Here is a 13,417-nt window from a genome sequence, read left to right as displayed (position 1 = left end):
TGTTCGACGATCTGCACAGATCCGCTGGCCTCTCGCCGGGGCTCAACTCGGCTCACGCCCGAACGGTGACCAGGTAGAAGGTGAACCCGGCAAGGAACGGCCCGGTCCGGAGGCGCTGGAGCCATCCCGCGGCATCCGCTTCGGCAACCACACCCGCTTCGACGGCCCGCGCCGAATTTCGACGTAACCCCAGGATCTGGTCGGCCGTCGCAAAATCTCGGAAGACCACCGGAAGAGCTTCCACCGACCTGATTTCGAAGCCTGCCTCTGTGCAGAGCCGGGCCACCTCGCGGCCGACCGTCGCGTTACGCACCCGCCCAGCCACGAAACGCGAGAAGCGCCGACTCGTCTCTGCGTCTTCCTCGGCGACGACGAGGGAGTCCCAGTCCGGCTCGGCCATGCCGAACACACCTCCGGGCCGAAGCACCCGCCGGACCTGCGTGATCGCCACCGCGGGATCGTCGACGTGCTGAAGGACGCGGTCCGTTCGGGCCCGGTCAACGCATGCATCGGCGAGCGGAAGGGTGTGCACGTCGCCCGCACGCAACTCGACATTGGGACGCTCCGCATGGCGGCGACCCGCTTCCGCCACCATCCGAGGCTCACGATCAACGCCGATCACCGCACCGGTTTCGCCTACCGCGTCGGCCAGTCGACCGAGGTCCGTGCCGGGTCCACAACCAATGTCGACCACCGCGTGCCCCGGCGACAGATCGAGAGCTGCGAGGAAACGCCGCTTGTAATCCAGGCCCACCGCAGTGCCAGCGGCGGCGTCCAGGTATGCGATCGGGTCCGGTGCGGCGGTCGCCTCGGCGTGCTGAGTCATGCATCCACCCAACACGAAAGATTAGTCCGGTTGGTGGAGAAGTTGCGCAGAAGATGGTCGGGATCCGGATGCGAGCCGTCGCGTCGGGCCATCCGTAGGGTGAGTCACCGCAGTGCCGCTGCGAGTTCGGCGGCGTTGTCGAACGCGGATGCCGCCCTTTCGGATTCGTCTTCCGTGAGCGTGACGGACTGGGCGCGGGCCAGCATCTCGGCCGCGGTCTCTGGGTCGTGCAGCACCAGTGCGAGTTCGGCGCGGTAGACCAGGACTTCTACCTGCTCGACCGGGTCGTCGTCGGCCTGCGGGCGGGCCAACGCGCTGTCAAGGATCCGTTGGGCCTGTCCGACGCTTCCCCTGGAGTCGGCCTGCACGACAGCATTCGCCAGAGCCTTGGCCAGCCGCCCGGCAGTCGGGGCGGCTGGCGGCAGGGGCGCGGTGGTGGCGTCCCGGAAGACGCGGATCCAGTTGCCGCCCGGGTCGATGACGCTGAATCCGCCCAACCCGTCGGCGTTCTTCCGTGCCCTGGGCCGGGTCATCCGCGGCGTTCCGGACACCAGAACCTTGCCGTACGCAGCGCGCATGCCGGCTGCGAAGGCCCGATGCAGCCCTTCGATGTCCGCGGTGAGCACGAGACACGAACCATAGGACTGCTCCGGATCGAATCCGGCGATCTCGAAGAACTGCAGATGCAGGTCCTCCCGCTGCACCCCCACACACGCGTTGGGCTTGCGTTGCTTGTACGTGGTGCGGAAACCGAGAACTCCGTAGAAGGCCTCGATGTCGTCAATGGATGCGCACGGCAGCAGGGGAACGGTCCGCTCGTTGGTCATGCCTCCTTCCTAGGCGTCGCAGGGTGCCCGTCGCACATGGAAATAGCCGATCATCGCCTCCGGGCGCCCGATCGGCTGATGACCCAGAACGCAACGCAGCCGGGCCAAGTCATCGGCGGCGCTTGCCTGCCCGTCGTCCGTGTCTCGCCGAGGTCGGACGCACGGATCTGCCGCCGGTCGCGACGCGTTGGGGGCGCCCACCTAGCCTGGTGAGATGCTGTCGCAGTTGACGGGTCTATCTCGACACTTCACGGAGCAGACCCTGCGCGCGTACCTCATCGATCGTTCGGTTCGTCGAGACGACGGCTGCCTGATCGTGCGCGGCTACGGTAGCCGGCGGGGCGTGCGCCAGAAGGTCGCCGGGAGGGCGTGGGCACACATCGCGGCCTACGTCGTCTTCGTGGGTGGTTACGACCCCGAGTTGGACGTACGCCACATCTGTGGCACGCCGGACTGCATCGAACCCACCCATCTGCAGCAGGTGACCCACGCCGAGACCTGTCGCGACCGCGCCCAGCAGCCGCACTGTCGCAACGGGCACGAGCGAGATATCGATCCCACGAGTGGTCGATACCGCAAGGTATGCCGAGTGTGCAACAGCGAGGCCCAGCAGAGGTGGCGCGTGCGCCAATCCGCGGAGGTCGCCGCAGCACGGGCCGCGTACGGGCGGCAGGTGGGCTGAGTACGCACGGGCGGCGTCCGGTCCGAGTCGGGCCGGCGATCAGCCAGACCAGTCCAGATCGGCCGCGAACTCGCCCGGACGCGCACCAAGGACCGTCGGGCGGGAGAAACTGTCGCGCTCGGCGTTCGGTCCCGGCGGCGCCGGAACAGTCGTGCCGGCTTCATCGCCCGTGGGGCGGGTCGACCATGGCCAACAGGTGCAGGGTTCTCGCGATCCGGCCGTACTGGGCCAGGGTCTGGCCGAGCGGGGTCACCGAGACAGTGTGTAGAGGGTCAGCGCGGCAAGCGACGGCGCATCCACGATTTCACCGGCCAACGCCATGGCACGGATCTGCGCGTCGGTGAACGACCGGTGCACCATGTCCTGCTCGGTCGCCTCGCGGTCCGGCTCCCCCTCGGTCAACCCGGTGGCCAGGTAGACGTCGAAGCCCTGGGTGGAAAAGCCGTACGCCTCGTACAGGTGCCCCAGATGGGTGACCGTCTCCGCACGCAGTCCGGTCTCCTCGGCCAACTCCTGACGAGCCAACGCGGAGGCGTCGCCCCTGACTCCGTGACCCCAACTGCCCTGCGGGAACTCCCAGGCTCGCCGGCCGACCGGGTAGCGGAACTGCTCGACCAGCCAAAAGCCCTCAGCCCAGCGGGGCAGGACCAGCGCGGAGTCCGGCTTCTCCACGACCCCGTAGATGCCAGTCGAGCCGTCGGGCCGGCGTACGCGATCCTCCCGGACGGTCATCCAGGCGTTGGTGTAGACGGTCCGACTGTCCAAGCGCTCCACCGCACGATGCTCCCAGATCAACTGCCGTCGGCAGCTGGTTGGTCCGGGGCAGGACAGAGAAGTCAACCCGGTGCGCGCACCAGCCTGATCCCTTACGCACAAGAACTGTCATTATGATGCATGCCAGTTTCGTCCCTTATGTGGCCTAAATTATCGAATTATTGTTACTAGCAATCCATCAATCCATTGGGCTCGGTCCGCCGCCGGTGAAACTTCGGGGGCTGGTGATGGGTCGGGTGGAGCTGATCCGGCATCGGCGTTCGCAGGGGTCGTGGCGGCGACGGACGGCGTGGTGGACCGCCTTCCTGCGGCAAGGGCTCCACCGGGGCCCGAGAACCTGGTCGCCGAAAGGGTCAGGGATGTGCCACCGTGACATCACTCTCGCCCACGTCCCGGAGGTCCGGACCTTGACCGAGCTGTACCCGCCGATCGAGCCGTACGAGACCGGCATACTCGACGTCGGCGACGGCAACCTCGTGTACTGGGAGGTGTGCGGTAACCCGGCCGGTAAGCCAGCGCTCGTCGTGCACGGTGGGCCCGGCTCGGGGTGTGCGGCCGGCTGGCGTCGGTACTTCGATCCAGACCAGTATCGGGTCGTCCTGTTCGACCAGCGTGGTTGCGGTCGCAGCACACCACACGCGAGCGATCCGACAACCGACATGCGGCACAACACCATCTGGCACCTGATCGCCGACATGGAGCGGCTGCGCGAACGCCTCGGCATCGACCGCTGGCTCCTGCATGGCGGTTCCTGGGGCTCCACGCTCATCCTGGCTTACGCGCAGCAACACCCCCGGCGGGTGTCCGAGATCGTCATCGCCGCCGTCACCATGACCAGGCGTGCCGACGTCGACTGGCTCTACCGAGGTGTCGGCCGGTTCTTCCCCGAGCAGTGGGAACGATTCCTCGCAGGCGCCCCGGGCACATCCCGCGACGGGGACGTCGTCGCCGCGTACGCCCGCCTGATGGAACACCCTGACCCCGCGGTGCGGGACAGGGCCACGATCGATTGGTGCGCCTGGGAAGACGCGGTCCTGTCCGGTGAGACCGGCGGCAAATCACGTCCGTACGGGGGCCGCCCTCGCACGGCGCGGCTGGCCTTCGTGCGGATCTGCGCGCACTACTTCGCCCATGGCGCGTGGCTGGAGGAAGGCGCACTGCTGCGCGACGCTGCCCAGCTGGCCGGCATCGCCGGTGTCCTCATCCATGGCCGACTCGACCTGGGCGGACCGCTGCAAACAGCCTGGGACCTGCACCGCGCCTGGCCCGACTCGACGTTGACCGTGATCGAGAGCGCAGGGCATCTCGGCACCGCCGAGACGCGCGAGCACGTTCTTCATGCCCTCGATCGGTTCGCAGTCAGCGACTCACCTGGCGTGCGAAGCCGCCCGTGATTGGCGATGGCTACTCGTTGACCTCCACTCAACTCAGCCAGCGATCGAACCAGGCACGGGTCCGCCGCAGCACGTCGATCTGGTGGTGGCGTTCCCGGATCGAGTGGCCCTCTCTCGGGTAGATCACGAACTCGTGTTCGACGTCGAAGTGGCGCAGCGCGCGATGCAGGTACACGGCCTGTCCGAGGGGAACGTTCGTGTCCTCGGCGCCGTGCAGGATGAGCACCGGAGTGCGGATGTGGCTGGCGAAGGAGATCGGGCTGACCGCGTCGTGTGGGTGTGGTCCGGTGCCGGACCAGCCGTCGCTGCCACCCAGTGCGGCTTCGAACTGGCCGTTCTCCCCGGTCGCGGCGAGCATGCCCCAGTCGACGACGCCGGCGCCGACCAACGCGGCGCGGAAACGGTCGGTCTGGCCGACGGCCCAGGCGGACATGAAGCCGCCGTGACTCCAGCCGGCGATGCCCAGCCGATCGGGGTCGGCGACGCCGTCGGCGACGAGCAGGTCGATGCCGGTCAGGATGTCCGTCCATTCCTGCTGTCCGACCCGGCCGGCGACGCTGGCGGCGAAGCCGTGGCCATGTCCCTGACCACCGCGCGGGTTGGGCAACAACACGGCGTAGCCGGCGGCGGCCAGCCACTGCGCGCTGGGGAACCAGAACAACTGGCACCGATCGGCGTAGCGGTCGTACGGGCCGCCGTGCACGATCGTGATGAGCGGGAACGGACCCTGCGCTGCGGTTCTTCCGACCGGCAGGACGAGCAGGCCGTCCAGGTCGAGGCCGTCGGCGGCCCGGTAGGCCAACGGTTGTTGCGTGCCGAGTGCGATGCCGTCCAGTTCCGGGCGCGTGTTGGTGATTCTTCGCAGCGCCCCGGTTGGCGGTCCGACGTGGACGTTCGGCGGGTCATAGCGGGTGCCGGTAAGGACGGCGATCACCTCACCGGCAGGGGTGGTGGTGAGGTTGTCGAGGCGTCCGGGGTGCTGCGACAGGGTCGTGAGGCCGGTGGGGTCGAGCCGGGCCAGGGTCGTGTTCAGGCCATCAGCGCAGACCACCAACGGCGCCGCGCCGGTCTGGCAGAGTTCGGTGGGGCAGATCGGAAGACCAGCCGTGCGGTTGCGCAGGACGCGGCTGTCGACGGCCAGGTCGAACACGGCAGTGCCGGCCTGCAGACCCGGTGGGGTGAGCGCGAGGTGTGCGAGGTGCCAGCCGTCCTCGCCCGGCCACCAGGCCAGCGATTGTGCGTCGACCCCGACCGGCCCGAGGTTCTCCACGGTTGCGGTGGTGGGGTCGAGCAGGTGCAGTTGGCCGCTGCGCGGGCCGTGGTCGTTGTCGGCGCTGGCCCTCGTCAGCACGGCAAGTGGCCCGCCGTCGGGACGTTGCCGCAGTTCCACGACGTGCCGGTCAGCGAACACGTTCGGGGTGGTGATCCGGCCGGTGCGCAGGTCGAGCAGACGCAACCGGGCACGCGGTTCGCGCTCGCCGACGACGATGGCGTCGTCGCGGTCCCGGGCACGGCGCGCGGCCGGCCCGGTGGGTTCGTCCTCGGCGAGCAGAGCCACCAGGGTGGGGTCGACCAGCGGCAGATGGTCGATGACGCCGGTGCGCCAGCTGGTCACCGTGGTCACCGTGCCGTCGGGAAGGTTAAGCGCGTGTAGCTGCGGGGTGCCACGGACGGCGCGGTCGGACCGGAAGAACAGGGTCGTCGAGTCGGAAGACCAGCGTGGTAGGGACTCGGTCGCGGTGTCGGCGGTCGCCCGGCGCGACGCGACGGCGCCATCGGTGTCGACGAGCCAGAGTTCGGTGTCGAGGTGGTCACCGGTCCGGCTGATCGGGGCGAGGACGTAGCAGAGCCGGCGCCCGTTTGGGGCGAGCGCCGGGCTCTGCGGGGTGCGACCGTCGACCACGAGCCCGGCGGTCAGACCTGTCATGCCATCAGTCTGCCCGGTGTCGATCGAGTCGATCAAGAAGCGACGTCAGTGGGTGGACGTGCCAAACCAGCGGGAAAGGTGATCGTCCAGGCTTGCCTGGTCGTTGCCGATCCAGGCGACGTGCCCGTCGGGGCGCAGCAGGACACCCGGCACGTCCAGCGCCGCGGTGGGATCTGCGAGGTGGTCGACCCGGTCTGACCAGCCGCCGACGGTCAGGCGTTCGGTGCGGTCCAGCAGCAGGCCACGACCGCGATGCAGCAGACCGTAGAGATTGCCCTGTTTCAGGGCGACGTCGCCCAGGCGGCGTCCGAGCAGATCGGGACCCTCGCCGAAGTCATAGCGGATGGCGACCGCGCTGATCTTCTCCAGCAGGTAGCGGTTGACCTCGTCGAAGTCCATCAGTTCGGTGAGCAGCCTGCGCACGGCCCGTGGACCCGGTTCGGTGGACAGCAGCTCGGTCTGGGCGCGCGTGTTGTCCAGCACGTCCTCGGCGACCGGACGGCGTTCGGCCTGATAGGTGTCCAGCAGGTCATCCGGTGCCCAGCCGCGGATCCGCCCGGCCAGTTTCCAGCCCAGGTTGACCGCGTCCTGGACGCCCAGGTTGAGGCCCTGTCCGCCGATGGGCGGGTGGATGTGCGCCGCGTCGCCGGCCAGGAGCACCCGCCCGACTCGATAGCGTTCGGCGAGCCGGGTGGCATCGCCGAAGCGGGACAACCAGCGCGGAGAGTGGACGCCGAAATCGGTTCCGGCGATGCTGCGCAAGTGGTGTTGGAAGTCCTCAAGGGTGGGTGCTTCCGTGCGGTCGCTGACTTTCGCGGCGGGGACCAGCACGCTGTAGACCCCTCCCCCGAAAGGCCGGAGCCAGAACCGGTGTGGGGCCTCGCCGAGCGCGGCCACCGTGGCGGCGACCTCCTCCGGGGGCATGCCCACCTTCATCTCACCCATCAGCGTCTCGGTGCGTGTCGGCTCACCGGGAAAGCCGACACCGAGCAGTTTGCGTACGGTGCTGCGCCCGCCGTCGCAGCCGACGAGGTAGCGCGACCGCAACCGTTCCCCGTCGGCCAGCAGGACTGTCACACCCTCGTCGTCCTGCTGCACGTCGACGACCGCGCACCCGTGCCGTACCTGCGCACCCAGTTCGAGCGCGCGGTCCTCGAGCACCTTAACGATGACCGGCTGCGGGATTCCCAGCAAATAGGCGTACGCGGAGTCCAGGCTCTCGGGCGCGGGTTTGGCGATGGCGGCGAAGAAGCCGGCGGCCGGACGCCGTCGCCCGTGCGGGAGGACCCGATCCAGCAGACCGCGCATCGCCATCAGCTCGAGACTGCGCATGTGCAGACCCACGATGCGGACGAACGACGCGGGCTCGGTCTCCTTCTCCAGGACGAGTACCCGCACCTCGTGCAGCCGTAGTTCGGCGGCCAGCATGGCTCCGGTGGGCCCACATCCGGTGATGATCACATCGAAGGCGAGGGGTGCACGGTCGGCCCGACCGTCGGACGGCTGAGCGCTGGTGAATTGCGGAGAACGCATAGGTGTTGCCCTTCGAGAGTGCCTTGTTGGCGAGGCGCTCCCGGCGACACCTACGTCAGTCGCCCGGCCATGACGGGATGGGGAGCACCCACATCGATACAGCGGTCATGGGTCTCACCTCCTCAGGCGGTGTCACGGTCAGCCGCAAACTACAAGCCGCGCACCAGCGCGTCCAGCGCTTTTCCCCTCCGAGACGGACTGCCGTCGATGGCCCCGCGCGGCGCGGTCAGGCATTCAGCGATCGGCGGAGCCACTCCGTCATGAGCGCGCGTTCGGCGTCGGTGAGCCCCGGAAGGTCGGGCACCACGGTGGCGAAGGTGACCGCCACCGCGCTCACTGTGGTGTCGGGTGTCGCCGGAGTGCTCACGAGGATGCTGCTGAGCACGGCGTCGAACATGGCGTCACCCAGACCACTGTCGCGCTCCTGCGGAGGTGTCGCCAGGAGGGCGAGGATGGTTCCGTTGCCCGCAGCATGGATCATCATGAGTGCACGCCGCTCGTCGACGCCCAGCAGGCCGGCCGCGGCCAGTCGCCGGACGCGGGTGCGCAGCACCTCGATGCCGGCAGCCGTCGCCGGCGACGGCCTGCCGGCCTCCCGAGTGCCAATGAGGGCGTACAACTCGGGGTTCGCCAGGCCGAACTCGATGTGCACCCGCCATCCGAGCCGCAGGTCCGCTACCGGATCTCCCTCGGCGGCTTGCACCACGGCGGATTTGGCGGCCACGTAGGTGGCCATGACGTGTTCCGCGACGGCATCGATCAGGCCGTCCTTGTCACCGAAGAGACGGTAGATGGTGGGCGCCTGCACACCCGCCGCCTGGGCGACGGCTCGCGTCGTCACCGCGTTCGCGCCCTTCTCGCGCAGCAGCCGGCTGGCTGCCGTGACGATGCCGAGCCGCACGTCGTCTCGGGATGCCGTGTCCTGCGCCGCAGTCATGAATCAATGCTAACAGAAAGTTGTTATCCTCGAACTATCACTGCTAACGTTGAGTCGATAGCGTCGATAACAGGGAGTGCTCATCATGTTCGTCATCACCGGTGCCACCGGTCAGCTCGGCTCCCAGATCGTCGACCGGTTGCTCGAGCGGGTGCCCGCCGACACCGTGGGCGTCAGCGTGCGCGACGTGACCAAGGCGGCGGGTCTCGCCGCGCGCGGCGTACGGGTCCGCGCTGGAGACTTCACCGAACCGACCACGTTGCAGCACGCCTTCGAAGGCGCCGAGAAGGTCCTCGTCGTGTCCGCCGCCATTCGCGGCAGCGCCGCGATCACCGCGAACCGCGCCGCCATCGACGCCGCCCACGCCGCCGGGGCCACGCGCGTCCTGTACACAAGCCACCAGGCGGCGGCCAGGGACTCGCTCTTCCCCGCCCAGCTCACGCACGCCGAGACCGAGGAGTATCTGGCCGGGCTGGGCGTCCCGTTCACCGCGCTGCGCAACGGCTTCTACGCGAGCACGCTCAGCTTCGCCATCGGTGCGGCCCTCGACACCGGGCAGCTCGTGGCACCAGCGGACGGCCCGGTGTCCTGGACCGCACACGCGGACCTCGCCGAGGCCGCGGCCATCGCTCTCGCCGAGGACGGCGCACTCGACGGAGTCACGGCCCCACTCACCGCGCCGGAGATGCTCGACCTCGAAGCGGTGGCTGGCGTGCTCAGTGCCATCACGGGTCGCACCATCAGGCGCGTCGTCGTGGATGACGACCAGTGGCGGGCCGCCGCCGTCGCACGTGGCATGCCCGCGCCAGCAGCAGACTTCACCCTCGGCATGTACCGCGCGGCCCGCCGTGGCGAGTTCGCCGTCACCGACCCGACACTGGAGGCCCTCATCGGTCACCGTCCGACGTCCGCCCGTACGGTGCTCACGGCCATCGCCGCCCAGGCCTGAGGGGCGCAGGCTCAGTCGACGGCCCGGCCTCGCCTTTCGTACGGTTGGCTGGGTCGCCGACCAGCCACCCCGCGCGGTGCCGTGCGTACCCCGACGGATCGCGGCTCAACTCGCACCGGCGGGCCGGGCCGGTGCCGGCGACACCTCGCCCGTGGCCAACGTCTGGAAGCACGGACGAAGCAGCTCGATGATCTCATCGGGTGCGGCGTCCGCGAGTCGGCCGAGTCGTAGCAGGTAACGCTCGATGATCACGCCGTGGACGATTGCGCTGAGCAGGCTGGCGCGCAGTTCGGCGTCCTCGGTGGGAATCGCGGTGGTGATCTGGCTGAGCTGTGGCTCGGCGGCGGCCCGGTACCGCTCGGCGGCGTCGCTGTGGGTGAGCATGGAACGCAGGACCGCCAGTGAGGCGACCGGTTCGCCGACCAGGCGGCTGGCGAGCGACGCGAGCAGGACTTCGACGATCTCTTCACCGCCGCCGCCGGGCAGCTCGGCGGCGGGCAGCTCGGCGGCGCGGGAGAAGAGAATGTCCTTGGTGCCGTAGTAGTGCATCACCAGGCCGGCATCGACCCCGGCCGCCCTGGCCACGGCACGGATCGTGGTGCGCTCGTAGCCGAGTTCGGCGAACATCTGCCGGGCCGTCAGGGGCGGCGTAGACGCAGGGCGACGAAGCTCGGGCGCTCGGTCAGCCGCTCATAGCGCTCCGGGTCGACGGCGCGCAGCGTCTCGACCGCCCTCGGCTCGACCAGCCGCTCCAGCACGAACCCGGCGTCGAGCACCTCGGACACCAGAGACTCGATGGTCATCCGCTGGAAGCGCATGGTGAAGCCGTCGGCCATCGGGAACTCGACCCAGCTCTCGTCGAAGTACGATCCGCCGAAGTACCGCCAGTCCGACGTCGGGTGGGTCGTCGACAGCAGGAACCAGCCGCCCGGCCGCAGCACTCGCCGCACCTCCCCGAGGAACCGGGCACGGTCGGTCAGGTGTTGCAGCACCAGCGCGCAGACGACTCCGTCGAACGACGCGTCGGCCGCGAACTCCAGCGGGGCGTCCAGGTCGTGCTGCTGGACCTCGGCGCGGTCGCCGAGCAGTGCCCTCGCGTGCCGGACCAGCGTCGCGCTGCCGTCCACCGCCACCACCTCGGCTTCCCGGTCGACCAACTCGGCCGCGTAGTGGCCGCCGCCGCAGCCGGCGTCCAGGATCCGGAGACCGGCGACGTCGCCGGCAAGCGTCAGCATCGCCGGCCGGTCCGTGTAGGCGTTGTGCGGACCGTCGGCGGCGTGCGCGGCAAAGGCGTCACCGGCCTGGTCGTGGTAGGCGTGGGCTGCGGGCATCCGGGCATCGTGCCCGGGTGCTGGCGCGGGCCGCAACCCCTATCGGGCCAGAGACAGCGGGTGGCCGGCACCGAATCCCTCGGGTTCCCGTCCACCGAGGCTGATTTGACCCTCGACCGGGTCGAGGCCCGAGCATCGGCGGCATGGACGACCAACCGGCACCCGACCCGACAATGACCCGTATCGGCGAGGCGGTGCAGCTCGGCCGGTCGGGGCAGAAGGGTCCCGCCCGCGACACTCTCACCGCGTTGTGGGACGAGATCGGCCCCACCGGCGACGCCTTCCACCGCTGCACCCTCGCCCACTACCTCGCCGATCTCCAGGACACCACCGAGGCGGAGCTGACCTGGGACGAGCGCGCCCTGGCCGCCGTGTCCGACCTGACCGACGAACGCGCCCAGCGCTACCTGTCGTCCCTCCAGGTCCAGGCGTTCCTGCCGTCGCTGTATCTCAACCTGGCCGACTGCCACCGGCGTCTGGGCAACCCCGCCCGGGCTCGGGAGCACCTGGCTCGGGCGAGCGACCACTTAGTGCACCTGCCCGACGACCCGTACGGCGAGGCGATCCGCGCCGCCGTCCGCGACTTCGCCGCGGACGATCCGACCGACGCACGGCGGTGACCACCAGCGGACCGACCGGACCCAGCCGCACCGTCAGCGCAGCATCATCCGGGTCATGCGACGGGTCGCGACGATCATCGCGATCGAGCCGAACGCGAGCAGGTAGACCACCGGGATCAGCAGGTCCCAGCCGAGCCGACCCAACGTCGGTTCGCGGACCAGCTCGATGCTGTGGTAGAGCGGCAGCGCCTGGATCAGGGGTCGCACCGCCTCCGGGTAGACCGACAGAGGGTAGAACGTCGTCGCGAACAGGTACATCGGCAGCATGAAGAGCTGGATGTACTGGAAGTCCGGGAAGTCGCGCAGGTACGTCGTGACGGCCAGCCCGCCTGCGGCGAACGCGTACGCGATCAGCAGCGACGCGGGTAGGGCCAGCAGCACCCAGGCCGAGGTCACCAGCCCACCGACCGCCATGAGGATGAGGAATCCGATCGAGGTGAGCAATGCGTTGATCATCGCGCTGGTGACCTCGCCGACGGCGATGTCGCTGACGGACAGCGGCGTCGGCAGGATCGCCTGGTAGGTCTTCTCGATCCTCATCCGCACGAAGACACCGAAGCTGGTCTGGTTGAACGCGGTGTTCATCGCGGTCGTGGCCAGGATCGCCGGGGCCACGTAGACGGCGTACGGGACGTCGACCCCGGGTACGGCGCCGACGAGCATCCCGACGCCGACGCCGATAGACAGCAGGTACAGGATCGGTTCGACGAGCGCGTTGAGCAGCGGCGTGACCGACCGACGGTAGATCATGAAGTTGCGTTCGACGAGCGCGAACGCGCGACGTCGCGTCCAGGCCGGTACGACCACGACGGTGCTCATGCTGTCTCCACGGGACTCGGTGGGTGGGCCGTCACGGGTGCAACCGTCGCCGGTAGGTGACCCGGGCGACCAGGAAGCCGCCGACGGCCAGCGTCAGCAGATAGGCGATGTGGACGGAACTGCCGGTGATCGTCGCCGTGCCGAGGCTGAGGGTGCGGCACAGTTCCACCCCGTGCCAGAGCGGCAGCAGGTAGGACACCGGGCGGATCCACTCCGGCAACTGGGAGACGGCGAAGAACGTGCCGGAGAACATGTAGAGCGGCATGATGACGAAGCGGAACACCGTGTCGATGTGGCGCAGCTTGCGTACCCCAACCGCCCACGCGGCGGCCGGTGCCGCGAACGCGACCCCGGTCAGTGTCGCGCCGAGCAGGGCGCCGAGCGCCCACCAGCCCCCGATCAACCCGAACGCCGCCATCACCACGATGAAGGCGCCGCTGGCGATGAGCACCCGGAAGGTGATGAAGAGCAGGTGCCCGGCGGCGAGCTGCTCCGGATCCAGTGGCGTCGGGGTGGCGCTCCGGTACGCCCCGACGCCCGCGGCCCGGGCAACTCCCCCGGCCCCCTCCAGGAACGCGTTCTGCATCGCCGCGGCGGCCAGCACGCCCGGGGCGAAGAACGCCGCGTACGAGACGCCGGCGATCTGGGCCGGCGCGTTGTCGTCGACGAGGGCGCCCAGGCCGGCGCCGATACCGATGAGGAACAGCAGCGGGTTCAGTACGTTGATCACGATCGAGCCACGCCAGGTGCGTCGGTAGCGGACCATCCAGTATCCGAATGCATTCAACACCGTGGTCT

14 protein-coding genes are annotated in these 13,417 nt (G+C 69.2%); 4 read left to right on the top strand and 10 right to left on the bottom strand.

Annotation, left to right across the window (positions count from 1 at the left end; translation table 11 throughout):
* Nucleotides 1–52: 52 nt before the first annotated feature.
* Both ACFYPM_RS27540 and ACFYPM_RS27535 read right to left on the bottom strand, forming a co-directional pair.
* A complete protein-coding gene (locus ACFYPM_RS27540; protein WP_387202776.1) occupies nucleotides 53–826 on the bottom strand; it encodes a methyltransferase domain-containing protein in 774 nt (257 codons plus the stop codon).
* A 104-nt stretch (nucleotides 827–930) separates the two neighbouring features.
* On the bottom strand, nucleotides 931–1,653 hold the full coding sequence (locus ACFYPM_RS27535; RefSeq protein WP_387202773.1) for a VOC family protein: 723 nt from the start codon (nucleotides 1,651–1,653) through the stop codon (nucleotides 931–933).
* A 214-nt stretch (nucleotides 1,654–1,867) separates the two neighbouring features.
* On the opposite strand from ACFYPM_RS27535, the gene ACFYPM_RS27530 reads away from it, so the two are divergent.
* Nucleotides 1,868–2,335, top strand: a complete 468-nt coding sequence (locus tag ACFYPM_RS27530; RefSeq protein ID WP_387202770.1) for an HNH endonuclease — start codon at nucleotides 1,868–1,870, stop codon at nucleotides 2,333–2,335.
* A 249-nt stretch (nucleotides 2,336–2,584) separates the two neighbouring features.
* On the opposite strand, the gene ACFYPM_RS27525 is transcribed toward ACFYPM_RS27530, so the two are convergent.
* On the bottom strand, nucleotides 2,585–3,109 hold the full coding sequence (locus ACFYPM_RS27525; protein WP_387202766.1) for an NUDIX domain-containing protein: 525 nt from the start codon (nucleotides 3,107–3,109) through the stop codon (nucleotides 2,585–2,587).
* 407 nt (nucleotides 3,110–3,516) lie between these two features.
* Between ACFYPM_RS27525 and pip the strand changes: the two genes are divergently transcribed.
* On the top strand, nucleotides 3,517–4,503 hold the full coding sequence (pip, locus tag ACFYPM_RS27520) for a prolyl aminopeptidase (RefSeq protein WP_387202763.1): 987 nt from the start codon (nucleotides 3,517–3,519) through the stop codon (nucleotides 4,501–4,503).
* 28 nt (nucleotides 4,504–4,531) lie between these two features.
* Here the strand turns inward: pip and ACFYPM_RS27515 are convergent, their stop codons facing one another.
* The 3 genes from ACFYPM_RS27515 to ACFYPM_RS27505 all read right to left on the bottom strand — a co-directional run bounded on the left by ACFYPM_RS27515 (nucleotide 4,532) and on the right by ACFYPM_RS27505 (nucleotide 8,900).
* The gene (locus ACFYPM_RS27515) at nucleotides 4,532–6,430 is read right to left on the bottom strand and encodes a S9 family peptidase (RefSeq protein WP_387202760.1); all 1,899 of its coding nucleotides are present in this window, start codon (nucleotides 6,428–6,430) and stop codon (nucleotides 4,532–4,534) included.
* Between the two features lie 45 nt (nucleotides 6,431–6,475).
* Entirely contained in the window at nucleotides 6,476–7,963 is a 1,488-nt protein-coding gene (locus ACFYPM_RS27510) for an FAD-dependent monooxygenase (protein ID WP_387202757.1), read from the bottom strand.
* A 226-nt stretch (nucleotides 7,964–8,189) separates the two neighbouring features.
* The gene (locus ACFYPM_RS27505; protein ID WP_387202755.1) at nucleotides 8,190–8,900 is read right to left on the bottom strand and encodes a TetR/AcrR family transcriptional regulator; all 711 of its coding nucleotides are present in this window, start codon (nucleotides 8,898–8,900) and stop codon (nucleotides 8,190–8,192) included.
* Between the two features lie 85 nt (nucleotides 8,901–8,985).
* Between ACFYPM_RS27505 and ACFYPM_RS27500 the strand changes: the two genes are divergently transcribed.
* Complete coding sequence (locus ACFYPM_RS27500) at nucleotides 8,986–9,849, top strand: NmrA family NAD(P)-binding protein (protein WP_387202752.1); 864 nt, start codon at nucleotides 8,986–8,988, stop codon at nucleotides 9,847–9,849.
* 105 nt (nucleotides 9,850–9,954) lie between these two features.
* On the opposite strand, the gene ACFYPM_RS27495 is transcribed toward ACFYPM_RS27500, so the two are convergent.
* The gene (locus ACFYPM_RS27495) at nucleotides 9,955–10,476 is read right to left on the bottom strand and encodes a TetR/AcrR family transcriptional regulator (protein ID WP_387202748.1); all 522 of its coding nucleotides are present in this window, start codon (nucleotides 10,474–10,476) and stop codon (nucleotides 9,955–9,957) included.
* Nucleotides 10,477–10,487: 11 nt separating this feature from the next.
* Nucleotides 10,488–11,180, bottom strand: coding sequence for a class I SAM-dependent methyltransferase (locus ACFYPM_RS27490; protein WP_387202745.1), 693 nt, complete (start codon nucleotides 11,178–11,180; stop codon nucleotides 10,488–10,490).
* A 143-nt stretch (nucleotides 11,181–11,323) separates the two neighbouring features.
* Between ACFYPM_RS27490 and ACFYPM_RS27485 the strand changes: the two genes are divergently transcribed.
* Nucleotides 11,324–11,800 carry a tetratricopeptide repeat protein gene (locus ACFYPM_RS27485; RefSeq protein WP_387202742.1) on the top strand — a complete coding sequence of 159 codons (477 nt, stop codon included), beginning with the start codon at nucleotides 11,324–11,326 and terminating at the stop codon, nucleotides 11,798–11,800.
* Between the two features lie 33 nt (nucleotides 11,801–11,833).
* On the opposite strand, the gene ACFYPM_RS27480 is transcribed toward ACFYPM_RS27485, so the two are convergent.
* Nucleotides 11,834–12,619, bottom strand: a complete 786-nt coding sequence (locus ACFYPM_RS27480) for an ABC transporter permease (RefSeq protein ID WP_387202739.1) — start codon at nucleotides 12,617–12,619, stop codon at nucleotides 11,834–11,836.
* 31 nt (nucleotides 12,620–12,650) lie between these two features.
* Nucleotides 12,651–13,409 carry an ABC transporter permease gene (locus tag ACFYPM_RS27475; protein WP_387202735.1) on the bottom strand — a complete coding sequence of 253 codons (759 nt, stop codon included), beginning with the start codon at nucleotides 13,407–13,409 and terminating at the stop codon, nucleotides 12,651–12,653.
* Between the last annotated feature and the right edge of the window lie 8 nt (nucleotides 13,410–13,417).

This window comes from Micromonospora sp. NPDC005203, assembly GCF_042872705.1.
In the GTDB taxonomy this organism is placed as follows: Bacteria; Actinomycetota; Actinomycetes; order Mycobacteriales; family Micromonosporaceae; genus Micromonospora.
The sequence above is the reverse complement of the archived record's forward strand: the minus strand, read 5'-3'. Positions and strand labels throughout refer to the sequence as shown.